The sequence below is a fragment of the Planococcus kocurii genome (assembly GCF_001465835.2).
GTDB lineage: Bacteria > Bacillota > Bacilli > Bacillales_A > Planococcaceae > Planococcus > Planococcus kocurii.
Genome location: NZ_CP013661.2, coordinates 1,014,117 through 1,040,992 on the forward strand (window position 1 = coordinate 1,014,117; position 26,876 = coordinate 1,040,992).

The 26,876-nt window shown below is 41.3% G+C and carries 23 protein-coding genes; 9 read left to right on the forward strand and 14 right to left on the reverse strand.

Annotation, left to right across the window (positions count from 1 at the left end; translation table 11 throughout):
* The 6 genes from AUO94_RS05065 to AUO94_RS05090 all read left to right on the forward strand — a co-directional run bounded on the left by AUO94_RS05065 (position 1) and on the right by AUO94_RS05090 (position 7,346).
* Complete coding sequence (locus tag AUO94_RS05065) at positions 1-1,164, forward strand: thiolase C-terminal domain-containing protein (RefSeq protein ID WP_058386202.1); 1,164 nt, start codon at positions 1-3, stop codon at positions 1,162-1,164.
* A gap of 12 nt (positions 1,165-1,176) precedes the next feature.
* Positions 1,177-1,611, forward strand: a complete 435-nt coding sequence (locus AUO94_RS05070) for a Zn-ribbon domain-containing OB-fold protein (protein ID WP_058386203.1) — start codon at positions 1,177-1,179, stop codon at positions 1,609-1,611.
* 82 nt (positions 1,612-1,693) lie between these two features.
* Positions 1,694-2,887: an acyl-CoA dehydrogenase family protein gene (locus AUO94_RS05075; RefSeq protein ID WP_058386204.1), complete on the forward strand. Its 1,194-nt coding sequence runs from the start codon at positions 1,694-1,696 to the stop codon at positions 2,885-2,887.
* Between the two features lie 21 nt (positions 2,888-2,908).
* Complete coding sequence (locus tag AUO94_RS05080) at positions 2,909-4,057, forward strand: acyl-CoA dehydrogenase family protein (RefSeq protein WP_058386205.1); 1,149 nt, start codon at positions 2,909-2,911, stop codon at positions 4,055-4,057.
* A gap of 38 nt (positions 4,058-4,095) precedes the next feature.
* Positions 4,096-5,574: an aldehyde dehydrogenase family protein gene (locus AUO94_RS05085; protein ID WP_058386206.1), complete on the forward strand. Its 1,479-nt coding sequence runs from the start codon at positions 4,096-4,098 to the stop codon at positions 5,572-5,574.
* Between the two features lie 38 nt (positions 5,575-5,612).
* On the forward strand, positions 5,613-7,346 hold the full coding sequence (locus AUO94_RS05090; protein ID WP_058386207.1) for an AMP-binding protein: 1,734 nt from the start codon (positions 5,613-5,615) through the stop codon (positions 7,344-7,346).
* Positions 7,347-7,542: 196 nt separating this feature from the next.
* Here the strand turns inward: AUO94_RS05090 and AUO94_RS05095 are convergent, their stop codons facing one another.
* The 4 genes from AUO94_RS05095 to AUO94_RS05110 all read right to left on the reverse strand — a co-directional run bounded on the left by AUO94_RS05095 (position 7,543) and on the right by AUO94_RS05110 (position 12,974).
* Positions 7,543-10,317 carry a bifunctional diguanylate cyclase/phosphodiesterase gene (locus AUO94_RS05095; protein WP_058386208.1) on the reverse strand — a complete coding sequence of 925 codons (2,775 nt, stop codon included), beginning with the start codon at positions 10,315-10,317 and terminating at the stop codon, positions 7,543-7,545.
* Positions 10,318-10,765: 448 nt separating this feature from the next.
* Entirely contained in the window at positions 10,766-11,656 is an 891-nt protein-coding gene (locus tag AUO94_RS05100; protein WP_237150176.1) for a hypothetical protein, read from the reverse strand.
* An 86-nt stretch (positions 11,657-11,742) separates the two neighbouring features.
* Positions 11,743-12,204, reverse strand: coding sequence for an inner membrane protein YiaA (gene yiaA, locus AUO94_RS05105; protein WP_058386209.1), 462 nt, complete (start codon positions 12,202-12,204; stop codon positions 11,743-11,745).
* Between the two features lie 203 nt (positions 12,205-12,407).
* A complete protein-coding gene (locus AUO94_RS05110; RefSeq protein WP_058386210.1) occupies positions 12,408-12,974 on the reverse strand; it encodes a DUF488 domain-containing protein in 567 nt (188 codons plus the stop codon).
* Between the two features lie 186 nt (positions 12,975-13,160).
* Between AUO94_RS05110 and AUO94_RS05115 the strand changes: the two genes are divergently transcribed.
* A complete protein-coding gene (locus AUO94_RS05115; RefSeq protein ID WP_058386211.1) occupies positions 13,161-13,499 on the forward strand; it encodes a PadR family transcriptional regulator in 339 nt (112 codons plus the stop codon).
* Positions 13,477-13,992, forward strand: coding sequence for a DUF2812 domain-containing protein (locus AUO94_RS05120; RefSeq protein ID WP_058386212.1), 516 nt, complete (start codon positions 13,477-13,479; stop codon positions 13,990-13,992). The genes AUO94_RS05115 and AUO94_RS05120 overlap by 23 nt, the downstream gene beginning before the upstream one ends.
* A 109-nt stretch (positions 13,993-14,101) precedes the next feature.
* Here AUO94_RS05120 and AUO94_RS05125 read toward each other — a convergent pair whose 3' ends face one another.
* Positions 14,102-14,620 carry a YcxB family protein gene (locus AUO94_RS05125; RefSeq protein WP_058386213.1) on the reverse strand — a complete coding sequence of 173 codons (519 nt, stop codon included), beginning with the start codon at positions 14,618-14,620 and terminating at the stop codon, positions 14,102-14,104.
* Between the two features lie 326 nt (positions 14,621-14,946).
* On the opposite strand from AUO94_RS05125, the gene AUO94_RS05130 reads away from it, so the two are divergent.
* The gene (locus AUO94_RS05130) at positions 14,947-15,822 is read left to right on the forward strand and encodes a YitT family protein (RefSeq protein ID WP_058386214.1); all 876 of its coding nucleotides are present in this window, start codon (positions 14,947-14,949) and stop codon (positions 15,820-15,822) included.
* A gap of 180 nt (positions 15,823-16,002) precedes the next feature.
* Here the strand turns inward: AUO94_RS05130 and AUO94_RS05135 are convergent, their stop codons facing one another.
* The 9 genes from AUO94_RS05135 to AUO94_RS05175 all read right to left on the reverse strand — a co-directional run bounded on the left by AUO94_RS05135 (position 16,003) and on the right by AUO94_RS05175 (position 26,768).
* Positions 16,003-16,737: a plasmid pRiA4b ORF-3 family protein gene (locus AUO94_RS05135; RefSeq protein WP_058386215.1), complete on the reverse strand. Its 735-nt coding sequence runs from the start codon at positions 16,735-16,737 to the stop codon at positions 16,003-16,005.
* A gap of 213 nt (positions 16,738-16,950) precedes the next feature.
* Positions 16,951-17,235, reverse strand: coding sequence for a putative quinol monooxygenase (locus tag AUO94_RS05140; protein WP_058386216.1), 285 nt, complete (start codon positions 17,233-17,235; stop codon positions 16,951-16,953).
* Positions 17,236-17,238: 3 nt separating this feature from the next.
* Positions 17,239-17,916, reverse strand: coding sequence for a type 1 glutamine amidotransferase domain-containing protein (locus AUO94_RS05145; RefSeq protein ID WP_058386217.1), 678 nt, complete (start codon positions 17,914-17,916; stop codon positions 17,239-17,241).
* A 357-nt stretch (positions 17,917-18,273) separates the two neighbouring features.
* On the reverse strand, positions 18,274-19,269 hold the full coding sequence (locus AUO94_RS05150) for a LacI family DNA-binding transcriptional regulator (protein WP_058386218.1): 996 nt from the start codon (positions 19,267-19,269) through the stop codon (positions 18,274-18,276).
* A gap of 46 nt (positions 19,270-19,315) precedes the next feature.
* Positions 19,316-20,197, reverse strand: a complete 882-nt coding sequence (locus AUO94_RS05155; RefSeq protein ID WP_058386219.1) for a DMT family transporter — start codon at positions 20,195-20,197, stop codon at positions 19,316-19,318.
* Positions 20,198-21,754, reverse strand: a complete 1,557-nt coding sequence (locus AUO94_RS05160; RefSeq protein WP_237150177.1) for an amylo-alpha-1,6-glucosidase — start codon at positions 21,752-21,754, stop codon at positions 20,198-20,200.
* Positions 21,755-21,901: 147 nt separating this feature from the next.
* Entirely contained in the window at positions 21,902-24,964 is a 3,063-nt protein-coding gene (locus AUO94_RS05165) for a glycoside hydrolase family 2 TIM barrel-domain containing protein (RefSeq protein WP_058386221.1), read from the reverse strand.
* A gap of 21 nt (positions 24,965-24,985) precedes the next feature.
* Positions 24,986-25,807, reverse strand: coding sequence for a carbohydrate ABC transporter permease (locus AUO94_RS05170; RefSeq protein ID WP_058386222.1), 822 nt, complete (start codon positions 25,805-25,807; stop codon positions 24,986-24,988).
* Positions 25,785-26,768 (reverse strand): carbohydrate ABC transporter permease, encoded by a 984-nt coding sequence (locus AUO94_RS05175; RefSeq protein WP_058386223.1) that lies wholly within the window; start codon positions 26,766-26,768, stop codon positions 25,785-25,787. The genes AUO94_RS05170 and AUO94_RS05175 overlap by 23 nt, the downstream gene beginning before the upstream one ends.
* Positions 26,769-26,876 lie beyond the last annotated feature (108 nt).

Sequence of the window (26,876 nt, forward strand, 5' to 3'; positions counted from 1 at the left end):
ATGGCAACTTATTCAAATCAATGCGCAATCGTCGGAGTCGGCGAAAATAAGCGCTCACGTAAATCAGGAACCACTCCGCTTCATATGGCACTCACTGCAGCACGTAATGCATTAGCAGATGCCGGACTTGAAGCAAACGACCTTGATGGCATCATGAACTACTCTACCGGCGCTGACTCGTGTCCTTCCCATGAACTCGCAACGTTTCTTGGATGTCACCCTAAATACGTCAAAGACGTAAGTGGTGGCGGCAGTAGCACAGAATTGCTTATCGCTGACGCCGTTGCACTAATCGAAGCGGGCATGCTGAATACGGTGCTAATCTATCGTTCAATGAATGGTAGTTCGGGCCATCAAGTCGGACGTGGCTATGACCCAAACATGCTACAAGAAATGCTGTCAGGTGGCAGCTTCTTGATGCCTTATGGAACTGCCAGTCCTACACAGTGGTTTGGCATGTTCGCGACGCGACATATGCAGCAAACTGGAATCACGAAAAAACATTTAGGTCATGTATGTATTAGTTTTTATGAACATGCACAGCGAAACCCCGATGCATTTTTACATGGCAAGCCACTTGATATGGAAACGTATTTAGCGACACCTGATATCAGTTCACCATTTAATATTCATGACTGCTGCGTAGAACTAGATGAAGCAAATGCGATTATTGTAACGTCTGCAGCAAATGCGAAAAATTGCAAATCGAAACCTGTATTTATTGCGGGAATGGCTCCTCGTACGACTCATTCCAACACTCACTATTGGACTCAGGTGGATGAAGTTGCGGCCGACTATGCGGCGGCAGAATTGTATCGTTCTGCTGGTGTAAAACCTGAAGACATTCAAGTCGCAGCGATTTACGATTGCTTTAGCTGGGTCGTTCTTCGCCAATTAGAGTCCTATGGATTCGCCAAACGCGGCGAAGTTGGTGATTTCGTGGCTGACGGCAATTTGAAAATGGGCGGCTTACTTCCTTCTAACACAGCAGGTGGCATGTTGTCCGAAGGCTATACCCATGGCATGAATAATGTACTCGAACTCGTTCGCCAATTGCGACATGACTACAAAGGAACCGATCGACAAGTAAAAAATTGTGAGCTCGGGATTGCAACTGGCTGGGCGGGTCCTGATATGGCCGGTGCTATGATTCTACGAAACTAAGGAGGCGTTTTTATGACGATAAAAACTGATTACGAAAAACCGATTCCATTAAAAAACCAAGACAATCACCCGTATTGGGATGCTGCAGATCAACATGAGTTGAAGTTGCAAAAATGTACAGCTTGTCGTTCATTTATTCATCCACCAGGTCCAGCGTGTCCTAGTTGTGGCAGTCCAGAAACTGAATGGGAATTGCTTGGGTCAAATATTTCAGCAACCGTGTATTCATACGTTGTGTCATACCGTCCATTCCTCCCCGGTTTCCAGCATGACTTACCAACGATTATTACTGTAGCGTCACTTGATGCCGCTCCTGAAGTAAAACTGATGGCGAACATTATTAATTGTGACGCAGAAGATGTAGAAATCGGCATGCCACTCCAAATGACGTGGGTAGATATCACGGAAGACCGAGCATTACCTCAATGGATACCTGCTAAAAAGTAACAACAGCTAGAGTCCCGCTCTTTTCAATAGTGCAGTTCAACTTTGCAACTAACGACGAAATAGAACGAAAGGATGTGTCTTGATGAACTTTACATTTACGAAAAAAGAAGAAAAGTTTCGCGGCGAACTACGCGCTTGGCTAGAAACGAATCTCCCGACAGGTTGGTTAGAAGGAGATCGTCAACTTCCTAAAGACCCACAACACTACTCTCAGTTTTTACGCGACTGGCAACGCGCGCTCTATGAGGGTGGTTGGGCTGCCATCGCTTGGCCAAAGGAATACGGCGGACGCGACGCAACGTTAATGGAAGAAATTATTTATCATCAGGAAATGGTTCGTGTCCAATCCCCTCCCCTTATTAACTACATCGGAATTCATATGGTTGCTCCAACCTTGATGCAAATGGGAACCGACAGTCAAAAAGATGAATTTATCGAGAAAATTTTAACTGGTGAGCAAGTATGGAGCCAAGGCTATTCAGAACCGAGTGCAGGCTCTGACCTTTCTGCAATCCAAACGATGGCTGTGAAGAAAGACGGCAAGTGGGTCATCAATGGGCAAAAAGTATGGACCAGTTTTGCTCACCTTGCAGATCGCTGTTTCTTGTTAACAAAAACAGAAAAAAGCGAAGGCAAACATGACGGAATTACCGTATTTCTGCTTGATATGCACCAACCGGGTGTTGAAACAGTGCCGATTGTCCAAATGGACGGCCACCAAGAATTCAATGAAGTCTATTTAACAGATGCCATTGCAACGGACGCAGATGTCGTTGGCGAAGTCGGTAAAGGATGGAAAGTGCTGATTGCACTTATGTTGCATGAACGATCTGGTATTGCAGCTCAAGTGTTTACACTCGAACAGCAATTTGATCGCGTCGTTGATATGGCAAAATCCGTGCAAGTATGCGGTGTCTCGCTAATGGAAGATCCGTTCGTTGGAGACGGACTTGCTGATTTATATACACGCATCAATGGAGCCAAACTAAACTACTATCGCAACATCACACATACGTTAAAAAACGGGAAACCGGGACCAGAAAGTTCGCTTGATAAATTACTGGTCAGTGAATTGACGAAAGAACTTTTCGACTTTGCGATGACGATTCAAGGTCATGCAGGCATACTTATGGCAGAAGATGCCTTGTTCGATTCGGATATGCAAGGGCAATACCTCGCTTCATTCGGTGCAACGATTGGTGGCGGCACAAGCGAAGTACAGCGTAACACGATTGGCGAACGAATTCTCGGACTTCCAAAAGATTTAGGACGATAACTGTTAGGAGAGGTGAAGAACATGGATTTCGCATTAAGTGAAGAACAAGAGTTGTTTCGTACAGCCATTCGTAAATACATGACTGATTTAGGCAAAACCGATATTGCCCGTTCCATAATTGATGGCAAACTAGAATCGATTACACGTGTAACTTCCGGTCTTGCTGAAATGGGTATCTCTGCGATTCCAATTCCAGAAGAGCAAGATGGACTTGGACTTGGTGCACTTGATCTCGTTCCAGTTTTTGAAGAAACTGGACGCGTGCTATTACCGGGCATCCAACTTGAAACACTCGCCTTAGCCGTACCGTTACTTAACGCTTACGGAACACAAGTCCAAAAATCCAATTGGTTAACAAAAGTCGCCACAGGCGAAAGCACAATCTCTGTTGCGTGGTATGAACAAAACAGAGGACTGACACCAAAATCATTTAGCGCCATTGCAGCAAAAACAACTAGCGGATACGCCGTAACAGGTACGAAAACGCTTGTTTCCGTATTAGGAAATCCAGACATCTTCGTCACAGCTGCACAAACAGCCGAAGGAAAATCTTTATTTCTTATTAAAGCAAGTGATGTTGCGTCACAAAAAATTCTTCCAGGCATTGACGAGACGCAGCAAATTGCACAATTGACCTTTGATCAAGCACCTGCTGAATTGCTCGGTGAACCCGGCGAGGCGGCACAAATGTTGGACAATGCACTGCTCCATTTCAATGCGGCGCTCTGCTCTAGCATGGTCGGTGGCATGGATGAACTGGTTCATACAACGACCGAATACGCAAAAATTCGTATTCAGTTTAATCAACCCATTGGTCGATTTCAAGCAGTCAAACACGGCATTGTGAACATGAAACTCGATTTAGAAACAGCACGTTCTTTGTCTTATTACGCAGCTTGGGCTGTAGAAAATAATACAGAAGATAAAGAAACAGCTGTTCATAGCGCTCGTTCTTTCGTTTCGAAAGCCTATATAAAAGCAGCTGCCGACTCGATTCAACTTCATGGCGGAATTGGATTCACAGAAGAACTGGATGTTCAACTTTACCTAAAACGTGCACGCTATTACGAGAACTATTTCGGTTCGGTTCGCGACTCTCGTAAAAAAGCAGCGCGCGCACTCGGCTGGCATACAAAATCCACTAAACAACATCCCGTACCTGTTTCGTAAGTAACGAACTACAGATTAGTTAAGAAGGAGAATAGCAAATGACCGTATCAACGGATTTGAAAGTCTATCAGAATTTAATTAATGGTGAATTACGTGGGGCAATAGGTGACGAAAAAATTGACTGCATCGATCCTTCAACTGGTCGAGTATGGGCATACATTCCTCAAAGCACTGAAGAAGACGCGGTGTTGGCAGTTAACGCTGCGAAGAGTGCATTCCCAGCTTGGAAAAAAGCGAAAGCTGAAGATCGAGCAGCCGCTTTACGAAAAGTGGCTGAACTCATCGGTGAACACGGAGACGCGCTTGCAGCTCTTGAAACGCAAGACACGGGTTGGGTTATTCGCGAAACGACATATGGCTTAATCCCCGTATTGCAACAAATTTGGTTTAACGCTGCCGCTGGAGCATTGGGTGCGAACCGCGGTCAAACCGTTCCCGTGACAGCGACAAGTCTCGGTTACACACTTCGTGAGCCTTATGGCGTTGTTGTCGGAATCACACCGTGGAATGCTCCATTATTTACACTTTCCATCAAAGCAGCAAATGCCATGGCAGCAGGAAATACGGTCATTATCAAGCCTTCTGAGCATGCATCCTCAGCTTCTCTGTATTTCGCTGAGTTGGTAAAAGACATCTTTCCGCCAGGAGTTTTCAACGTAATTTCTGGATACGGCGCAGATATTGGAGACACCTTAACGAGTCATCCCGACGTCAACAAAATTAGTTTGACTGGATCTAGTCGTACAGCTGCTACTATTGCACGAGCGACAGCTGATAAACCAAAGCCACTCATTCTAGAACTTGGCGGAAAATCTGCCAATATAATCTTTCAAGATGCGGACATCGATGCCGTAGCAGATGCGATTAGTACATACAGCATCTTCTCTGGAAACTCAGGACAAATTTGTGTCGGAAGTTCACGCTTACTTGTCCATCGATCAATCTTTGACAAAGTGGCTGAAGCCGTCGTGTTACGCCTAAAAAATCCTGCCTATAAAACATACGGGCCGACACTGGATCCTACAACTACAACTGGCCCCATCGCAAACAAATCACAATACGATATCGTTCGTAATTATATCCAAGTCGGATTAGACGAAGGCGCGGAACTGCTCTTTGGCGGTCGTTCTGGAGGAGCAGAAGTTGCACCCGGTCACAGTGATTTAGCAGAGGGCTATTGGATTGAGCCCACCTTATTAAAAGCTGAGTCCAATACTTTGCGTATTTGCCAGGAAGAAATTTTTGGACCTGTTGCAGTTATGATTCCATTTGACACGGAAGAACAAGCTCTATCACTCGCAAATGGCACGGAATTCGGTCTGGCTGCAGGTGTCTGGACAAAAGACTTGAGCCTTGCGCATCGCATGGTTTCTGCAATCGAGGCTGGAAACGTATGGGTTAATACGTATGCGCGCGTCGGACCTGAAATGCCCTTTAGTGGTGTAAAAAGTAGTGGCTTTGGCACAGATTCGATTGAAGATTACTGTCGCGAAAAATCTTGTGTTATTGAATTATAAATAGATTGCATTCAAACTCTTAAATAGGCGGTGATCAGATGAATGTCCAACTCCCAAAAAAAGATAACTATGACTTGGATTTACCTGAAATTCTCGACATTCCCAACGTATCAGCGGGTGCGATTTTAAAAGGTAGCGTTAAACAATACGGTGAAAAAAATGCCTATATTTATCGAGATACTCCGATTTCATATAACGCGATTTATCAAGAGGCAAAGCGTTTTGCAAATGCATTGCGAACACTTGGTATTGGTCGTGGCATGGTCGTATCAACTCATTTGCCAACCTGCCCGCAATACGTCGCAGCGTATTACGGAATCATTTTATCAGGTGCAGCCTATTCCCCACTCAATCCGTATTTACCTACAGGAGATTTAACGCACCAATTGAATGATTCCGAAACTCAAGTTGTCGTGACACATGAATCGGTTGCACATTCCATTCGAGAAGTGCTTACCAATACGCAAGTCAAACATGTGATTCTCACTGGAGAGTCCGAAATCTATTCCAACGAAACGCCTGTACCAATGGATGACTACGATGGCTGTTATAGTTTTGCAGCATTAAAAGCAGCGGCATCAGAAGACGACTTTGATGCGGGTATCGTTCCGGAACTTGATCTTGCTCATATCGCCTATACAGGAGGCACAACAGGCAGTCCGAAAGGCGTGATGATTACCCACGCGAATTTAGTCAGTAATATTACACAAATTGCCGCATGGACGGCTGGGGCGTTACCTATTTTAGATAGTGACGGTGCACTGCGTTTCGTAGCGGTCGAACAAGACCGTGAAATCTACAAGAAAAAATACTTAATTCCTCTCGGTGAAGAAGTGCGGTTAAGTCCTTCTCCGCTATTTCATATTACGGGTGGTATTGGAATGATTGTCTCTCCGATGGCACAAGGAGTCACGACTTTGTTACCGGACCGGTTCGTTCCTACACAATTTCTAGATTTAATCGAAAAATACAGTGTGTCTTCTATTAACGGAGCACCTGCAATGTGGAATATCTTATTAAACTTGCCTGGAGTCGACTCATACGATTTCTCGACAATCCGCAACATCAGTTCTGGTGCAGCTCCTCTCTCACAAAAAGAGTTAGGACTGCTAAAAGAAATGTTCCCGAATGCACGTGTTGGCGAAGGTTATGGACTGACAGAAGCGACGGCATCTGTAGCCGGCAGTGTCATGGTCGCAGGCGGCGTTCATAAAGTCGGAACAGTTGGTTTGCCAACCTACAATACAAAAATCAAAGTCGTATCGCTCGACGGCATGAGCGAAGACCCTCTTCCGACTGGACAGGCTGGAGAAATTTGTATTTACGGTCCACAAGTCATGAAAGGCTATTTCAATAAGCCGGAAGAAACGGCTGCGACACTTCGAAGTGGCTGGCTGCATACTGGAGATATCGGCATCATTGATGAAGACGGCTATCTCGCGATTGTCGATCGAAAAAAAGAGATGCTCATCTACAACGGCTACAACGTCTATCCAAGCCGGATTGAAGAAGTTCTTGTCTCTCATCCCGACGTCCAAAACGCTATTGTCATCGGAAAACCTGTAGAAGGCATCGGTGAAATTCCAAAGGCATTCGTCATCCTCAAACCCGGCAGTGGCTTGTCTGAGGAAGAACTCATGACCTATACAAATGAACGCGTCGTCCACTATTCAAAAGTACGAGAACTCGAATTCCTTGAGCAGTTCCCGATGACAGCAGCAGGAAAGATTTCAAAAATCCATTTGAAGAAACAAGAACTGGAAAAGCACTAATATCACATGAAAAAACACCTGGGGTAACAATAAAAACTCGCCATTTCTTCTTGAAATGGCGAGTTTTTCTATCTTCTATAATAATTTGATCGGCTGTTTTTAACGTGCTATTAGTTTGTTCATTAGTGTTATTGGCGTTTTGAATCATAAACTATTTCGAGATGGCTTTGCCAGCAGTGGTTTTTGCTTACAAATTTTATATTTTTGGTGCAAATCGATCCATGAAGAATTCCAATTCTTCGACTGGTAAAGGTTTACTATAATAATACCCTTGGATATTAAGGCAATCTCTAGCGATTAAAAAGTCTAACTGCTCTTTTGTTTCTACACCTTCAGCAATAACATTCAAGTTAAGATTTTGAGCCAAGGTAATGATCGTACTCGTAATCGCCGCATTGTCTTTATCCGTTAAAATATCAAGCATAAACGATCTGTCTATTTTTAACGTATCGATTGGAAAATCTTTCAAATAACCTAATGACGAATAGCCCGTTCCAAAGTCATCTAGTGCTATTTTTATGCCCAATGCTTTGATTTCTCTCATTTTCTCCAATGTCACATGTGTATTTTTGAAAATCTGATTTTCAGTCAATTCGATATGCAAAAATTCTGGTGCTATCTTTGTATCTATTAAGATACTTTCAATCATTGAAATCAAGTCGTCTTCCTCAAACTGTCTACCTGACAAATTCACAGAAACCGACAACTGGGAATGCCCTTGACTGTGCCATGTATTCAATTGCTTGCAGGCGTTCAAAAGTACCCATTTGCCAATGGGGACGATCAATCCGGTTTCTTCTGCAACCGGAATAAATTCAATTGGAGAGATCATGCCTCGAGTTGGATGATTCCATCTCAGCAACGCTTCTGCTCCGACGATGCTGTTGGTTTTGCTATTTACTTGTGGTTGATAATGGAGACTCAGTTCACCATTTTCTAAAGCTTTGTACAATGCATTTTCCAAGTAAATGCTTTCCATACTCCAGTCACTCATTTCACTCTTAAAGAAATGATGATAGGTACCGGATTTTTCTTTCGATTTATACATGGCAGCATCAGCATTTTTGATCAAAATTTCAGCTGTGTCGCCGTGTTCTGGAAATAAGCTAATGCCAATACTCGCTTTAATATATACTTCGTTTCCTTTTAACGAAAACGGTTCTTTAAAGGATTCAACTAACTTATCCACAATTTTTAATACATCTTGATTTTTGTTGTAGTTCGGCAAGACGATCGTAAATTCATCGCCTCCTTGACGCGATACAAACGCGCCTTCTGGTACACACCGCCTTAATCGATTGGCAACATTTTTCAGTAACATATCTCCATAACTATGCCCAAAACTATCGTTTATCATTTTAAAGCGATCCAAATCCAAGAATAATACTGCGACTTTCTGACCCGACAGTCCCGCTTTTTCTGTTTCTTTTTTCAAATAATCTTCAAGTAAAATTCGATTTGGCAAATCTGTCAAATGATCGTAGTAAGCTAAGTGACTAATTTCCTTTTCTAATTGCTTTCTCTTGGTAATGTCTCTGAATGTAACAACTTCACCAATAATCTGGTTGTTTTCTTTTATAGCAGAAACGACGTACTCAACAGAAAAACCATGCCCATCTTTTTTTAGAAATTTCAAGTCCTCTTCTAAAGAAACCGAAGTAATCATCAGGTTTTGGTTTTCGTGTAACAAGGTCTTGTAAGACTGTCCGATCAGTTCGCCCGTGTTATAACCTAATATAGACTCTGCCGCTCGGTTGCAGAACGTGATCTTGTTTTCTAAATCAAAACCGAAAATACCTTCATCTACCGAATTTAAAATCAGCTCTTTTTCACGACTCAAGTTTTCTAATTCTGTAACCACTGTTTTAAGTTCATTATTTTTCAAAACAACCTCTGAAGTTCTTTTTTCAATTAGCATTTCTTGTTTTTCCATATAGAGCAAATTAGATAGTGTGGAGGCAGTAGCTTCTGCAATCGATTGAGCTAGTTCGATATCGGATTCACTGAAGAATTGCTCCGTTTTATTAAAACTGACGAGGACAAGCGCTCCTAAAACTTCCCCCATCGATACAAAAGGAAGCATCAACATCGCTTCAAACCCAAATGTTTTAGAAACCTCTTGGTTAACTCGTTCGTCTTTTGTCACGTCTCGAATATACAGCGGCTTTTTAGAAACGACTACGGCATCAAACACACGATCATTTGATGGATCAAACTGCAACTCCTCGTGCTTGTCCAGCCAGTCTTCTTCAGCCCATTCACTTTTCGTACTTAAATTAGTCGGTTTCATCTTCGCACCTACTATTGGATCTAATAAATGAACACCTATATTATCATTTTTTAAAACCTTACCGACATAATGAAAACATTTTTCCATTACATCTGTCATTGAGGAAGTCATAGATAAGTCACGCGTCAAATCTAGCAGCAATTGCTTTTCAGCAAGGATACTTTCCTTACGTTGTAAATTGTTGACGTTTCGAATTGCTACACCTGCCATATTGACATAGGCTTCTACCGTTTGTATTTCATCTGCGGTCAAATTCATCGGGATGCCGTAGTCAAACAGAAAAACCAGTCCGAACAATTCACCTTCATATGAAATAGGAAGTGCTAATAGTGATTTGATGCCAAATCCTGCAACTGCTCTTGGATCCGGACGATTGTCTTTTGACGTATCTGCGATATAAATGGTTTGTTGCGTTTCAATTACTTCTTTTGCTAATAAATCATATTCTGTATCTACTACATGCATATCGAGTGTCATACCATTAATAACTTTCGGCTTCCCCACGTATCCACGGAAACTCCCATCTTCTTGCGGCAAGTAAATTCCAACCGAGTCACATTGCACAACTTCTTCGGATATAGCCGTAATCACATGTTCAAGAAGTGGACGGAGTTCAAAATTCGTGTTGATTAATTTCGTAATATCGGCCAACCGGGAATAACGGGTTTGTTCAATCTTCATTAGCACAACCTCCATTCACTGACTTCGTTATCTATGTTATAAAAGGTGACAAACTGCCATCGAAACATCCAAAATAAAAATTACCTTTTTTTAACACTTAGAACTTCTTTTTTACCTATTCTATTTAGACAATAGGTTATTCATGTATTTTTTGTACAATCATTCTATCATTAATATCGACAAAGACTCGTTAAAAGTTAATAATAATTTAATTGATATTCAGATAATTTATCTGTTAGCGATAAATTTTAAAAAATCTACTCTCAGCATCCTATTGGCGACTTCTTTCTGTACAGTGAAAGCAAAGAACTTACTCAGTCGATTCAATTTTACTCACTCCTTCTAAACTTCTACTTATTTTTAAGTCAAATCAAAAACCGCAAGAGAAAATGGTGAACTTTTCTCTTGCGGTCTATATAGTTAGTAATGCTATTCAAACTGCTATTGATTACTTTTGATATTGCGTCACGACTGTTTTAGCAAGAAGACCGATTACTTGGCCTTTAAATTGATCTGGAACAGAATGACCGGCCGGGTCTTTATAATACAGAAGGTTTGTTTCTTCCACATAAGTAAAACCCATTTCTAGAAATTGGCTCTTTAAAGACGGTGGCAGTTGGTCGCTGCCTGTCATTTTTTTAAAGTACGGAGTTGTCGAAATCGACACATCCACATCGTCTAAACTAGATGTTAGCATGAATAAATCCTTATCGCTTTTTATAATCCACTGTCCTTTAGAGTAGATGGCTATTTGTAAGTATTCCAATCCAGAAATCCCCTCTAAGTTAACGCCATAAATCTCGTTAATCAGCGTTCGATTCGCTGCTCCTGTAAGCGCATAGTCATGTTCTTTTATATAGCGGTCCATCACTTCGTTTTTCTTCATCTTCATAATCTTCGCGTCTTTAGCTGTTGATTCTGCTGATTCTTTCAGAGATACTCGCAAACTTTTCATAATTTCATCCGAATAAATGCTCAGCTTACTGCCATAATCCTTTTTGGAAACTAGATTTAAATCAACTGAAAAAACTTCGTCTACTGCACGACGAACTTCATTGCCTTTCAGCTTTTTACCAAAGGAAGCTACGTAATGATCCATGACTTTCACTTTCGGCATTTTGTTGATGACACTATCCAGCTGTGTAGATTTAGCATCTTCTCCTAAACCAACACGTACGGCTTCCATAACTTTTTTGGAATACTTGGTATCTTGTTTATGTTGTTGTGCTTGTTGAACAGTAGTCGACGTTTCCTGTGCAAAAACGTTGCCAACTCCTCCTGTAAACAACATGCTGATTAAAAAAATAGAGACCATCAGTTTCTTAAATTGGATTTTCAATTGGTTTCCTCTTTCTGTTTAGTAAACTTTTATCGTTGTTATTCCTCTGATTTCTTAATGGATCTGACAAAACTGTTCTACCAATTTCACGATTTATCCATATTGTTCGCTTCTTCTGTATCGCGGACGTTCTTTTGTACCGTCACTACTGCAAACAAACTCAAGACAAACGAAATGCCGTAGAATCCTTTTTCGCTCAAGATGATACTGCCTGCATTAAACAAGCCAATCGCCATAAGTGCGATTGCTGAAATGAGCGCAAACCAGCTGATGCCATAATACAGATTTGTAACACGTATTCCTTCATCGCGGTCTCGAACTGCTTTTTGAAGTGACACAGCGGAATAAAGGCCAAGGATCATGACTGTGATGTAATACCCTTTCTCGTTTAACTCCATCGTTGCATTGTATAATCCAATCAAATAAGTTGATACCCCTATGAGCAATGCTCCCCATGCTGCACCTTTAAACGCGCCAGTCGGTTCTCCGAGCCTGCGTTTCTCCACTGTTTTTTTCGTAAACACATCTTCATCTTTATCCCCTAACATACATACAACCCCTCTCTATTAATAGTGTAAATCTTACTTTCTACTGAAAAGATGTCTTAATTTTACAAATTTTAATTAAGACTATTTTACCATATACAGCAGAAGATGATACGGCTGATTTAAATAAACTAGCTAAAAATTTTAAAAAAATAATTTACACATAAAAAGCAGGAGGACGAACCCATTGGTTCAGCCTCCTGCTTTCAACGTTCTTTTTTATCTTCCGGATAAACAACCTCTACTCCATCTTCTTTTTTCACTTCAGCCCGAGCGCCCCACATGGCAATTTCATGTTTGACTAGCTCTACCGTTTCGTCTTTCCCATCAATAATGTGAAAAACCTGATGGCCATTCGCAACAAGCCAATTACTGATCAGAAAACGATGGCAGCGAGAAGGGTGCCGCTCCGAGCAACAGTAAGCAACACGCTTTTCGCTTGCGATTGTCACTAACGCATCTATGCCTTCTTTAAATTCATCAGTCAATGTGTAATCGGCGTAATTGTGAAACGACTGATTGTTCCACCCTGCGTTTACCTCTCCTTCAATTTCTTTCGATTTGCGGCGCCGACCGCCGAGCTTTGGAAAATGCTGATAGTGGATATTGTCCGCTTCCAGCCATTCTGGAAAAATGTCTTTCGAAAACTGTGGCCATTTGCGACTGCCAGGAAACGCTCGCACGTCTGCCAGTACCTCAATCGAATTGTCTTTCAGCATCTTTCTAAAAAATTCCTTTGAGTGACTCGAGTGACCAATTGTGTAAATGTCCATCTGACTCTCCATCCTTTTCGAGCGATTTACTTTTACTATTCCTGTCAGTTAGTAAGGTTAAACACCTTTTTAAAACTATCCAGTTGAACCAAACGTCGCTTTCTACCAACTTGACACTCAATATATTACCCCTTATACTACGAGTAACGATATATCGAGTGACGATATATAAAAAGAGGTGATTTAATGCAATCTCTATCCGAGTCCACATATTTAGTGTTATTAGCCTTAACGAAAAAACCTTTGCATGGTTATGGAATTATAAAAAAAATCGAACAATACAGCGATGGCGCTATTGTTTTAGCACCTGGCACCTTGTATGGCGTGTTGACCAACTTGCAAAAACAACAACTTATTGAACTTGTCACTGCTGAAAAAGAAAGTAGACAAAAGAAAACATATCAACTGACAGATGAAGGTCATGTAGTTTTCAAATTAGAATATCAACGCTTTAAAAAGATGCTGACGATTAGTGATGACATTTTAAAAGGAGCGGAAACTGATGAAAACAATGAAGAAGTTTAAACTGTCGCTCGCGAATGATATCGAAAAAGAAGCCAACTGGCTAACGGAAATGTCAGCCAAAGGATGGCATTTCGTTAAATACAAATGGGGATTTTATTATTTCGAAGAAAATCTTGAAATTTCGTATATTTACCAAGTCGATTTCCAAGAGGCGACCGATGAGTATTTTGACTTGTATAAACAAGTCGGCTGGGAACATATGCATACAGAAGTGATGCAATTTCATTATTTCCGTGCCGACACTACCATCATTGGCAACAAACGGATTTATTCAGATCCCGCTTCTATTAAAGGAATGTATAAAAGAATGTTTTCCTTCTATCTTGTCATCTTTGCTTGTATGCTCGTTACTCAAATCGGTTTATTGCTGACGTGGGATGGCAACCTGTTCTCAAAATTCGTTTTAGCGCTGGTTACTGCCGTACTCTTACTTTATGTTTACTTGTTCATCAAACTTACGCAGCAAATGAAGAAAAACGAAAAACTGATTTGACAGCGAAAACCCTCGAATCTTTGACCAAAGATTCGAGGGTTTTACTGTGTTCCTACGTATAGTCAGATATCGTCTAGTGTAGATAACGCTTTCTAAAAACAGTGGACTTTTAGATTCGTCCTTTGACCTTGGCTAACAAAAACTGTCGCACTTCCGAAACATCAGCTAACTTGCCTTTTGGCACAATAAAAGCAGACAATCCGCTATTGTATAAGTACAAATTGGATGCATCTTCGCCGATATGTTCAATACCAGCCCATGATACGAGTTTTTCACCTGTCGCACTGACTTCCCGAAGACCCGCTTCTGTGAATATCATCGTATGTGTTCCAAGTACTCCTTCGTTTTTCCCTTCTCGAAGCAGTTTTTTGGATGATTTCTGGATATGACGATAAAAATATTTCGGATAAAAAATAGCCCATAAAATTCCGATGATGAGAAATGGAATTACCATAAACAAGATGGGGATATCTAATACAAACGAAAGAACGACGGCCATCACCAAATAAATAATAGGCACCAACACTCGTTGCATAGTCATTGTCTTTTTTAACGTTTTAGAATTTTTTGCGTGGTATAAATTAAAGTCAATATACGCCTCTTCGGTTACATCGTAGGTAATCTCCATTGCTTAGTTAGCTCCTATTCTTATCCGTCTATATAGCATTTCAACACTTTGATAAGCTTCTATCATATCATGTGAAAGGAATTTTTTGGATAGCCTCATTTCATAAAATTATCTTCCTGCACCAAACGCGCAGACTGCGGTCATGTAAATCGGTCTTCCCTCCACTGAAGAAGCTTTCTCTTCATCACAAGAGTGATTGATTGTATATCATCCTCTAGAAATTTACTCGATTCCATTGAACTTGGTCCTACTAAACGAGGAGTAAAAGCATTATAGTTAATAGTTGAGGATAAAAACAACATGAAATGACAGAAAAGAGGAATCGCATGACTGCAACAAATAAAAAACGAAAATTCCATAAAGCGAAGTTGTTTTTACGAGCACTGCCCATTATCATCGGTGCTTTTATCACCGCCTATGGTCTTGAAACCGTGCTGATTCCAAACAATGTATCGGACGGCGGGGTCACTGGCATCAGCATCGTCGGCTCCCAATTGACCGGAATGCCTTTAGGTTTGCTGATTGCTGTCTTGAATATTCCATTTGTCTATTTAGGCTATAAACAAATCGGGAAAAGCTTTGCCATCTATTCCACCATCGGCATCGCTTCCCTTGCCTATGCAACGACCCTCATGCACCATCTCCCACCCATCATCGTAGGAGATACCTTACTGATTACAGTCATTGGCGGAATCATCATTGGTTTTGGAATGGGGGTTGCTTTGCGAAACGGGGGTGCGCTTGATGGAATCGATATGCTGGCGGTACTCTTGTCGCGCAAATTGCCATTTGGGACGAGTGACCTGATCTTATTTCTCAACATGTTCGTCTTTATCATCGTCTCATTCGTCTTTGGTCTGCAAGGCGCTTTTCTGTCGGGAATCGCTTATTACATTGCAGCCAAAGTAATCCACTTGGTCGAAGAAGGATTTAGTGGTTCTAAAACGTATAAAATTATTTCGCGTGACCCCGAACTGCTCGTCCAAACCATCTACGACCGTCTCGGACGTAATGCTACCTACAATATCGTCAAAGGGGCTTACACAAATGAGGACTACAAAGAAATCACGTGCATCATCAACCGACTCGAAGACAGTAAGATGAAAGAAATCATTTTTGAAATTGATAACAACGCCTTTGTTGCGGTTTACGACGTTGCCGAAGTTCGAGGCGGTAATTTCAAAAAACGGGACATTCACTGAGTTTGTTGCCGTATACTAAAAACGTATCAATTGCTCTGTTACAACAAAAGCACGATTGAAATTAGAAGATTTTCAAAAATTTTCTTAATTTCTTTATTACCCAAAAACCGCCGACGGAGTAACTTCCATCGGCGGTTTTTCAGTTAACTTTTTATTTAGTAAGCGTCTGTAAATCTATCTCTAACTTTTCCTGTACTTATCCTCAATAATCCGGTAATTGTCATGGTGGATTTTATCCCATTCCGTCTTTTTGTACATCCGGCTTTTCAATCGCTGATTAATCCATTCAGGATCATACTCTCTAAAAGACTGGCTATCTGCCCAGTCTTTCATCTCTTTATGCTCCGTATGCTTTTGATCTCGGTAAATTTGCAAGAAGTCATAAAATCCTGGAATGCCTCCTACATCTTCCGGTGGTGCTGTCTCTGCCCCGTCTAGTAGCGTTGGGAAACCGAAATAATAATCGTCGACGATAGTTTCAAGCTTGATACGGAACTGCCAGCCATCACCAAAATCGTAGCTGTATACTAACTCTTTGTGCTTCTCCAAAAATTCATCAATTTTAATGCCCGAAGGTTTCCGAACAACTGCCGATAACCGCTCTTGATAAGCCTCTTCAAACTTTCTATACTGCGGTTCCATATTCTTTAGTCGCTCCGCGAACATCTTTTTGTTCTTTTTAAACCCTTGGTGTTCTTCGTAAGCTTCTTCGTCATTTGTCACTCGAATGCCGTCTTCCGCTAACTCAAATTCGAATAGATGATAGCCTTCCGACGGATAGCCACTCTGAAAATTGCTAGTCTGTTGCACAATGTCGTGCAGCATATTAAATGTGGCACCTGCTGGCATGATTACTTTGCGCCAAATAAGTGGATTTGAGTGTTCCAATTCAATTCGGATAATATACGATTTCATCTTTGACCACCTGGCTTTCTTTTGAGATTATTTTATGTTCTTGTCCACAGCAAAACGAGCAGTCCATTAGGAATTAACAGGAATATCAATGGCTCATTTAACCCTATCACACTTTACGACGTTCTCCATCCTGCCAACAGACAATTCAGCACAAAAAAAGTAGAACTTTGCAGTGAATCACCGCAAAGTTCTACTTTTAACATTCCCACTAAATCAAAGAGCCTTTAACTTAAAGACTTCTCGCTTCTCAACCAAGTCCGCCGTATGCGTCCGGTATTCTTGATAATGACGAGTAGCGACATGATTCTTGAGCGCGTTTTTGTCTTGCCAGGTCTCGTGAAGAACAAACGTGTCGTCTTCAATCGATTGATGGAGAACATAGCTTACGCACCCCGCTTCTGCGCGTGACGCAATTAGAACTGTGTTCAGTTCCGTTAATAATTGATCTGCCATGTTTTCTTTTGGCTTTAGAATCGCGGTAATGACGATAGGTTCCATCATTTAGTTTCCTTTGTTGTTTCGTTTTTCCAAAGCCTTCACCAATTCCTCTGCCAATTCTTCAGCAGAAAATGGATCGCGGCCAGTTACCAATTGATCATTGCCCCATACCACTTTGTTGTCAGCACTATAATTGGCAACTTCGCTCATTTTCGCTTCCAAGCTAAATGGGAGAATTTCTGGAAGGCCTTCAGGTTCAACCGCTTCTGGGTAGCCGGTTACGTCTAACCCATCGATGATGCTTTTGCCATTTGGACGCATTGTCCAAACTAATGGAGCCGGTCCGTGGCAGACAGCCGAAACGATGTTGCCATTGTCGTACACGGTATTGATGATATTACGAAGCTCTTCACTTTCAGTCAAGTCATACATTGCTCCGTGACCACCCACGATGAATACGACATCGTAGTCTTTAGCATTGACGTCAGAAAGAGCAGCAGTATTGTCCGCGATTCCCGATTCATACATTTTCTTGTATTTGCCTTCAGGGTCATAATCTTCACTAATGCTGACTTGATCAAGTGTCGGTTTGCCACCGAGTGGTGAAGCCAAGTCTACTTGATGTCCTGCTTTTTCCAATATCTCTTTCGGTGCGAACAACTCTTCTGCCCACCAGCCAGTTTCGTAATTATTTTCAGTGTCCTTATGTCCACTTGATAAGACTGCTAATACTTTTGCCATGTTAAATTTCCTCCTCTAGGTTATAAAAAATCCTAATACTAGTATATCCCCGAATTTTTCACGTCTAAACAAGCAGACAAAACAGACAATTTCTAGCACCTAGTTAATCTACTTACATTTTAGTACAAGGTATGAAAAAAGGGGGCATGTCAAAAAAGAGGATGCATGTTACGCGCATCCTCTTGTGCTTTCTCGGTTCAATTGAATTACAGATATTCTATATTTACCTATCTTCTAGTCCATCAAACTTTTTCGTTTTGCTCTGCCACATCCGTTTCGCCGCTCTCCACTAGAACATTCACCATCGTCTTTTTCAACTGTTGAAGTGGTAAGTGTCTATGTGTAAACGGTACCCGGTCACTTTTGTGGCTTAGCGGAACTTTCTCGAATGACTAATTTGGTATCGATAATTATTTTCTTACTGACTTCCCGTTTAGTCGTCAATCTATCAATTAACAAATCAACCGCCGTTTCTCCCATTACTTCTGTATAGAGCTTAACAGTAGTTAAAGGAGGCATCATATATTTAGCTGTAGCTACATCGTTGAATCCCACAATACTTAAGTCCTCAGGTATCTTTACTCCCAGTTCAAAAGCAGCTTTGTAGCATCCAACAGCAATCGTATCATTAGCAACAAATACAGCCGTTGGTTTAACCTTGCCTGCCAGCATTTCTCTTAAGTTTGTGTACCCGTCCTTTGGATCGTAGCCCCCAATTTTCACTAACTCTTCATTGAATATGTTTTTTTCTTTTAAGTATTTTTCAAATACATCTTGTCTCAAATCTTTAAATCGGTTGCCGTACATGTCGGTTTCTACCCCGCCAATAAATCCAATAAATTCATGACCCAATTCAATCAAGTGATCAAGTGCTTTTCGCGTCGCCGAATTAAAATCAATAATGACTGAATCATAATACTGAGGATCCGGATTTGAATCCACGAAAATGCACGGTTTTCCAAAATCGAGAATTTTTTCAATGTCTTTTTTCTTGAAAGTACCCAGTGCTAGTATGCCATCGAGATTTTTTGGCTTATTGCCATTTTGTTCTTCGTCGATCCGGTAGAATTCGATTTGTTTTTCGATCAGCTTTTTTTCAAGAGCTACGCGAATCGATAGGTAATAGGTGTCGACCAGTTCTTCTTCCATTGAGAAAGAGTCATAGATGCCGACTCGCCATTTACTTTTTTTCTTTTTTTTCGGCGCCACTACATAGGACAAATCCTCCGCTGACTCAAATACTCTTCTTCTAGTTTCTGGCGAGACATTGAGTGTCTCATCGTAATTCAGAACTCTCGACACGGTCGTAATTGAAACATTAGCCAGATTGGCTATATCTTTGATTGTGGCCATCATTAATCTCCTACTAACTTTTCTCTTTCTTCCATTATATACATGTTCAGCTGATTCTTTCTAATTTATTCTTTTTGAGAAACGAAAATTTCGTTTCTGAAACGACAATGGCACATAAAATCAATGCAGCACCCACGATCATTTTGAACGTCATCACTTCTGCGAGAAGCGCTACGGAAAAGACCATCCCCCAAAAAGATTCGGTTGAAAGAATAATCGCCGCGGTCGTTTCAGATAACCACTTCTGAGCGACGGTTTGAAGAAGATAGGCAATCGTAGTTGAAAAAACACCTAAGTAGACGAGAGATAGAATCCCTTCTTTTTCAGCTACAACAAGCGGATCTCCCTTGAAAACGACAACCAGTACACCAATCACTGCAGCCACAGTAATCTGTACAAGCGTCAGGAGTATCGGATCTGAGTCTTTTACGTACTTGGCTGTATAAAAAATTTGAAGTGCAAAAAACACGGCACAACCGAGGGTCAACAAATCCCCGATATTGATAGTCGAATTTATTTTCAGCGAAAGTACGCCGACGCCGAGCATCGCCAAAAAGGCACCGCCTAATTCGAAAAAGTCTATTCTTCTTCTATAGATAACGAGCGCTAAAAAAGGAACAATCACCACATTAACAGCCGTCAAAAACGCATTTTTTGATGGTGTTGTATATTGTAGTCCTACTGTCTGGAGCGCAAAAGCTGCATAAAGGAAGATTCCCAATATGACGCCTTGGATGATTATTTTTTTGTTGAGATTGCGAATACTGCGATAAAAAATAGCGATTAGCATAACCGCCCCGATCAGAAATCTACCCGCCAAGATTTGGTAAGGTGTCCAATGATCCAACGCAATGGCATTTGCTACAAAACCGCTACCCCATATAATCGCTGTAATGATAAGAAGCGTTTCTCCCAGGTACTTGCGCATTTAATCATCCCCATAGTGTTCATGTAAAAGTTGTAAAAACACACTTGATGTCCAAGTGAACGATGTATCGACCAACCCTTCCCCAGTAAATGGGTCAAAGTTTTCCGCCATGCCGCCTTCCAAAGTCAGGTCAAGGAACTTTTTCCGCAACCTGTCTGCTGCTACCGTGTAACCATTTGCCTCCAATGCGTGAATGAACAAATAAGTGACTGGTGCCCAAATTGGACCAAGCCAGTAGCCATTTTCTTTGTAATAAGGACTTGAAGGATTTTCGGTTGCAAGTCCAAAGCGAGTTTCAAAGTCTTGCTCAAGGTCGTTAACAAGTTCTTCTGCAATGGTTTTATCCAACCGGTAGGCAATCAGCAACGGCAGCCTAAGAATCAAGCTGGAACGATTCGTTATGATTTTGCCTTCCTTTCCGACTCTACCATAAAAACCATCTGCGTCATACAGCCGGCTCATCAATAACTCAAACATGGAATCGGCTCTTTCTTTAAAGGATACGGCTTCTTCTTTTTCACCCAGAATTTCCGCAAAAGAAGCTAAAATATCGGATGAACGGATGAGAAAACTGGCGAGGTCCGGCGCTTCTACTGGCATGCCTTCATGAAATAGTGAAGCATTGTCCCAACCTGAATCATTGCCATGTTTATAATGCGGAAGACGCTCTTTGAATGTCCGGTAGTTGTCGTAATAAGACATTACTTTTTTAGTAGATTCAAAGACTTCCCTTATTCGCGATGTTTCTTTAAAATAATCATTTTTTTGCATCAGCTGATCATACACTAACGCAAATATTGGCGGCTTCGTGCAGTTATAAGAAATAAATTTATCGTTCACAAAATCTGGATAAGCTCCGGATTCGTCCTGTGTATCCATAAAAATTTTCAATTGCTTATAAGCCAGTTCCGGGTGTTCTCTTCCTAAATTTAAAGCATTAAAACAATTATCCCATGACCAAATATTATACATCCATAACTTGGACATATACATGGCAGGCTCCCGCAATAGTCCGTGGGGGTGAACGACGCTCGACCAGGTGATGTAAGCCGCTCTTTCAATAGAAGAAAGATACTGATCATCTGCCTGAAGAGGTTTCATTGATTGAAACCATGCCTTGTATTGTCTAGTGACCTGGTCCTTGCCTTCGTGAAACGACGAGTATTTCTTCTCCTTGTAAACGGTTTGGTAACTTTCAAAGACAAAATGTCCTTTACTCAAACAAATATCGATATAATCATTTCCAATAATGTTCCAAGGCGCTTGAACATTTAGAGTCCCGCCAAGATTAAGTAGCATCAGTTTTAATTCTTTAGGATAAATATGATATTCAAACATACCTCTCGCTAATTCCATAATGGAATCATACTTACCTTTATCTGCAGTCAGCTTAAGTTCAATATTTTTCACTTCTATATGAAGTTCATTTTCTTTTGGAATTATCATTTCTACAGCGGCTTCGGAACGTCCTTTAATGTGGAATTGAACAGAAACTTCCGAAGCATGGACTTCAAAATCCTGCTCAATTCCATTCTCTACCAAAGCAATTTTGAACAACCGAGAAGGGGCATCATCCCCTCCGTGAACATCTCTTATATAAACATCCTTCGAATCCTTCTCTTCCGAAATGCAAAAATACGAGCCATATCTGGAAAACGGGATTTCTTTAATATCTAGTTTCATCCGATCTCTCCTAGCCCTTTTTTATCTTGCCACAAAAAATCGACTTTCTTCAATAAGGTTGGACTTAGGAATCGCTCTGATTTCAAGCGTCATTTCAAAGTCTTCTACCCCTACTCTATACGGTGGTAACTGTTCTTCACCACAGCTGTTGCTGCCCAGGCCGCTTTGTCTGTAGTCGACAGTCAACACATTATAGGGGGATTTCTCAATTTTTCCACGATGCTGTGCCGCTTCAAGCGCTGCTACTTCGTAATCATGAATGGTGAAGTCGCGAATCTCCTTGAAGTTAATTAGGATTGACTGCTGTCCTTTTGACAATGCCAGGAAGGAGACATCACATCTCGATCCATTTTCTTGAGGATAGACATAGTCCGTATGCAACTCTTCAACCGATTTCGTATAGAGACCAATTGGCTGACTGCGCTTGGAGTCCTGATAATTTTCAGAGTCGCCACGACCGTACCACGTCACTTCGTTATAAGCCTGGTTAAGCTTCATATTGATGCCAATTCTCGGAAGCATGTCCGGTATTTCGTTTCCTCTAATTACTTTTTCACCAACCAATTGAAGATTTAATACGCCGTGTGATGTAATTCGATAATGATAGCGAACGTTAAAACCCCATGCTTGGTTGAGGCTAGACATATACTTTTGAATTTCTACATCGACAAATCCATCGCCAACATGATGTTCCAGTGACACCATTTGTTCCTTGGCATTTTTTATGAAGTATTTGTTGAGCCAAGCATCCCGTTTGTACATATCATTGTCGATTGATGCTCGCCATAAGGTTAGTTCCGGACCCTCTTCAATAATTTTTTCTCCGTCGAGAGCAAAAGAGATTAAGGCCCCTTCCACTTTTGAAAATTCCGCTTGAAAATGTGCACTCGTTACCCGCAACCTTACCGGTGTTTCCTCAACCCAAATCTGATTTCTTGAAGTAAGGGATAGATCTTTAACGGTCTTATTTCGCTTCGTCACCTCAACCAAGAAACTCTCACGCGTGATTGGGTGTCCTTTTTCTGCGTAATTTGTAGCTTCTGGTTCACTGTAGATGAACCGCAGCCAAACCTCTTCATGCGCCAATGCTTTTGCTTGATCGATTGGCAACGTATATTCGAGTTCTTCACCTGCTGAAAGACTGGGCAGTTCGACTTCCACTTCTTCGATTAATTCTGAAAATGATTCCACTCGAATGCGAAGATGGATGCCTTTCAAATTTCGGAAGTCGTAACGGTTTTTTAGTTTCACACGAAACGGATTGCCCGCTGTTGCTTCTGTCACAATGGGTTCAATTACTTTTTTGTATTCAATTAACGCAGGAGAGGGTGTGCGGTCCGGAAAGACCAGTCCATCGATACAGAAGTTTCCGTTAGTAGGGAAGTCTCCGTAATCCCCACCATAAAGAAAATAAGTGTTTCCCTCGTCATCAGTCTTCCGGATGCCATGATCGTACCATTCCCAAATAAACCCACCTTGTAGTCTCGGGTATTTTCTCATGACTTCTTGGTATTCCGTCAAGCCGCCAGGTCCATTTCCCATAGCATGACCATATTCGCAAAGCAAATGTGGTTTTTTGCCTTCCGCATTCTGTCCGATTTCTTCGAGTGCATTCAACCGAGTATACATCGTTGTGTACATGTCACTGTAAGCCGCCACTCGGTCTCCTTCGTAGTGAACAAGCCTAGTCGCATCCGTTTTCTTGATGGCATCGTACATGGCTGTAAAGTTTCGGCCCACACCCGATTCATTTCCTAAAGACCAAATGATGACACTCGGATGGTTCCGGTCTCTCTTTACCATCCGAATCGCACGATCGACGTATTGCTTTTCCCACTGTTCGTTGTCGCTGATCCAGTTGTAATTTCCGGTGTTTTCAAATCCATGACATTCCAGGTCTGTCTCATCTATCACATAAAGTCCGTATTCGTCGCATAGGTCATAAAAAACATCCTGATTCGGGTAGTGAGCTGTTCGGACTGCGTTGATGTTGTGTTGCTTCATCAATAAAACGTCCTGCAACATATCTTCATAAGTAACCGTTCTTCCCTGATCTGGATTGAAATCGTGACGATTTACTCCGTTAAAGAAAATGCGTTTGCCGTTCACTCTCATTTCATTGTCTTTGATTTCAATAGACCGGAACCCAAATCGAACCGGTACAGACTCAGAGACTCCTGACGGCAAATCATATTGCAAGACAGCTGTATAGAGATGAGGGGTTTCAGCACTCCATAGTAAAGGCTTACTGATTTCTTTGGTCGCTTGGAAACTGCCGCCCTCAACATGGACTGCTAAGGAATTCTGCTCTTTGCCATTCAAGTAAATCTGTATGTCTACTTTTTTGATGCTGTCCGTCCAAAAAGAACCGTTGATACGGAACGTAAACGATTCATAAGATTCATCAGGAATCGTCTCAATCCATACATCCTGCAGCGTATCTTTGTGGTTTCTAAAAAGTTCAACACTTCTGTAAATACCCGAAAACCACCACATGTCTTGGTCTTCCAAGTAAGTTCCATCAGAAAATTGGTACACTCTGACAGTCAATCGATTGGTTCCTTCGTGAATAAGATCCGTAATGTCGAATTCAGACGGCAGTCTTGAGACTTTGCTGTAGCCCGCATGTTGTCCATTGACGAATAAGTCAAAAGCAGAATCAACGCCATTGAATTTTAAGACAATGTTTTCGTCTTGGGCGATGTTTTCGACTACTAAATCTTTGAAATAAATGCCGGTTGGATTTTCATGCGGCACATATGGAGGGTTAAGCGGAATGAGGTATAAAACATCCGTATAGTGCATATTTCCATATCCTTGTAACTGCCAGCAAGAGGGCACTGCAATCGTGTCTAAGCTCGCAATGTCGAATTCAGCTTGCTCAAAATGCTGAGGTGAATATTCCGGAGCCTGAAGGTAAAGAAATTTCCAATCTCCATCAAGGCTTTGGTATCCATCACTTTTTTCTTTCGTTACTTCTAAAGCTTCTTTGATTTGTTTGTATCTATAAAAGTCTGAATGGGCAGGCAACCTGTTCATAGCGAGCAGGCTGACGTCCTCCCATCGTTTCATTTTTCGTTGCATGTATTTCCCTCCGTATTAGCGTTACTTTATTGAACCGCTGATTCCTTCAACGATGTATTTCTGGGCAAATATAAAGACCAGTACTGGCGGAATAACCATGACCAGTGTAATAGCCATAATCGGAATGATTTGCAGTTCATGGACTCCTTGAAACGATGCCAGTCCAAGGGTCATCGTGTATTTTGCTTTGTCTTGCAAATAAATTAAAGGACCAAGGTAGTCGTTCCACACCAAAATAACATTCAAAACAGCTACCAGTACGAGAGGCGCCTTCATAATAGGCAAGAAAATCTTATAAAATATTTGGAACTCGTTCGCCCCGTCAATACGGGCAGCGTTCTCCAAATCTTTCGGTATATTCATCAAGAACTGGCGAAGTAAAAAGATATAATACGCAGAACCAAAGAACGCCGGAACGATTAAAGGTTTTAACGTATTGATCCAACCAAGCATGTTGAATTGCATATAAAGTGGAATCATTGTGACGTCCCACGGAATCATCATGGTGGACAACAAGAGAACAAACAGAAAGTTTTTGTATTTAAAATCGTATCTCGCAAATCCATAAGCTACGAGAGAACAGGAAATTAGCTGGCCAATTGTTGTTAGGACCGTCACAATCACCGAGTTTTTAAAATAAACCCCGAAATTTTGGCTATTCCAGGCATCAACAAAGTTACCGAACAATAGTTCTTCCGGTATAAATTTTGGCGGGTACGAAAATACTTCAGGTTCTGTTTTAATCGCAGTAATCAATGCCCATAAAAAAGGAAAGACAAAGTAAAGGGAAAAAATAACAAGGACAGAGTAAACAATAATTTTATGCCTTTTGGAAATCTTCATTATTTTTCACCTCACTTTTTTTCTTTTTTTCCCTTTTTTCTTTTTTCTCCTTTTTTACTTCGGCTTCATAAAAGACCCAAGCTGAGGAAGATTTAAAGATCATTAATGTAAATAGCATGATGATGATAAACATGAACCACGCATTGGCACTGGCATAGCCCAGTTCATGGTGCTTGAATGCATTGTTGTAGACAAACAGTCCGTAAAAGTACGTTGATTTTAACGGACCGCCACCCGTCAAGAGTAGCACCAGCGTTAATTGCTGCAATGCGGCAATGACAGAAGTAATCACGTTAAAGAGAATGGTCGGTGTAATAGACGGAATCGTGATGCTAATAAATTGGCGAATCACACCGGCGCCGTCAATTGCAGCCGCTTCGTACATATCGTGCGGAATGCTTTTAATATCCGTGTAGAAAATCAGCATCATTGTGCCGACGCCCCATGCGCTGGCAATGACGATGGCTACAATTGCCCATTTCGGATCGATAAGCCAACTCGGTTCTTCAAGTCCAAGAAAAGACAGTAAGTAATTGAACACCCCATATTCCGTGTTAAACATCCATCCCCAAATAATGGATACCGCTACACCCGATACGACAGCTGGCAGATAAAAGATGGTCCTGAAAAACTTCATCCCTTTAATTGGCTGCGTAATAAGAAGTGCGAGAATCAATGCCACTCCCAAGTTGAGCGGAACAAAAATAAGGGCAAACTTGAACGTAATAAGAAGTGAATTGTAAAACTGAGGATCAGCTGTGAACATTTTAGTAAAATTGTCTATACCGATAAATTTCGCTTCACCGGCAATCGGCCAATCAAATAAACTCATGACTAGCGAAAAAGCGAGTGGTCCCAGCGTGAATGCAAGGTAACCAATAATCCATGGCATGATGAATAGATAAGGAACACGTTTACGGATTAATGTGAACTTTTTTTCTTTTTTCTTTTTAATGGGCATGTTTTTCCCTCTTATTGGTTTGACCTAAAAACAATAAATCACTTTATAAAGAAAAATGAGAACGAACCTAAATACTTTCTCATTTTTCTTCATCTTCTTAACTGTCCA

Bases quoted from the DNA above. Each gene is read 5' to 3' on its own strand.
- AUO94_RS05070 (WP_058386203.1), top strand. From the start codon at position 1,177: ATGACGATAAAAACTGATTACGAAAAACCGATTCCATTAAAAAACCAA.
- AUO94_RS05130 (WP_058386214.1), top strand. From the start codon at position 14,947: ATGACTGCAACAAATAAAAAACGAAAATTCCATAAAGCGAAGTTGTTT.
- yiaA (WP_058386209.1), bottom strand. From the start codon at position 12,204: ATGTTAGGGGATAAAGATGAAGATGTGTTTACGAAAAAAACAGTGGAG.
- AUO94_RS05150 (WP_058386218.1), bottom strand. From the start codon at position 19,269: ATGGCCACAATCAAAGATATAGCCAATCTGGCTAATGTTTCAATTACG.
- AUO94_RS05075 (WP_058386204.1), top strand. From the start codon at position 1,694: ATGAACTTTACATTTACGAAAAAAGAAGAAAAGTTTCGCGGCGAACTA.
- AUO94_RS05145 (WP_058386217.1), bottom strand. From the start codon at position 17,916: ATGGCAAAAGTATTAGCAGTCTTATCAAGTGGACATAAGGACACTGAA.
- AUO94_RS05065 (WP_058386202.1), top strand. From the start codon at position 1: ATGGCAACTTATTCAAATCAATGCGCAATCGTCGGAGTCGGCGAAAAT.
- AUO94_RS05120 (WP_058386212.1), top strand. From the start codon at position 13,477: ATGAAAACAATGAAGAAGTTTAAACTGTCGCTCGCGAATGATATCGAA.
- AUO94_RS05155 (WP_058386219.1), bottom strand. From the start codon at position 20,197: ATGCGCAAGTACCTGGGAGAAACGCTTCTTATCATTACAGCGATTATA.
- AUO94_RS05095 (WP_058386208.1), bottom strand. From the start codon at position 10,317: ATGAAGATTGAACAAACCCGTTATTCCCGGTTGGCCGATATTACGAAA.
- AUO94_RS05085 (WP_058386206.1), top strand. From the start codon at position 4,096: ATGACCGTATCAACGGATTTGAAAGTCTATCAGAATTTAATTAATGGT.
- AUO94_RS05125 (WP_058386213.1), bottom strand. From the start codon at position 14,620: ATGGAGATTACCTACGATGTAACCGAAGAGGCGTATATTGACTTTAAT.
- AUO94_RS05110 (WP_058386210.1), bottom strand. From the start codon at position 12,974: ATGGACATTTACACAATTGGTCACTCGAGTCACTCAAAGGAATTTTTT.
- AUO94_RS05135 (WP_058386215.1), bottom strand. From the start codon at position 16,737: ATGAAATCGTATATTATCCGAATTGAATTGGAACACTCAAATCCACTT.
- AUO94_RS05170 (WP_058386222.1), bottom strand. From the start codon at position 25,807: ATGAAGATTTCCAAAAGGCATAAAATTATTGTTTACTCTGTCCTTGTT.
- AUO94_RS05165 (WP_058386221.1), bottom strand. From the start codon at position 24,964: ATGCAACGAAAAATGAAACGATGGGAGGACGTCAGCCTGCTCGCTATG.
- AUO94_RS05175 (WP_058386223.1), bottom strand. From the start codon at position 26,768: ATGCCCATTAAAAAGAAAAAAGAAAAAAAGTTCACATTAATCCGTAAA.
- AUO94_RS05090 (WP_058386207.1), top strand. From the start codon at position 5,613: ATGAATGTCCAACTCCCAAAAAAAGATAACTATGACTTGGATTTACCT.
- AUO94_RS05140 (WP_058386216.1), bottom strand. From the start codon at position 17,235: ATGGAACCTATCGTCATTACCGCGATTCTAAAGCCAAAAGAAAACATG.
- AUO94_RS05080 (WP_058386205.1), top strand. From the start codon at position 2,909: ATGGATTTCGCATTAAGTGAAGAACAAGAGTTGTTTCGTACAGCCATT.
- AUO94_RS05115 (WP_058386211.1), top strand. From the start codon at position 13,161: ATGCAATCTCTATCCGAGTCCACATATTTAGTGTTATTAGCCTTAACG.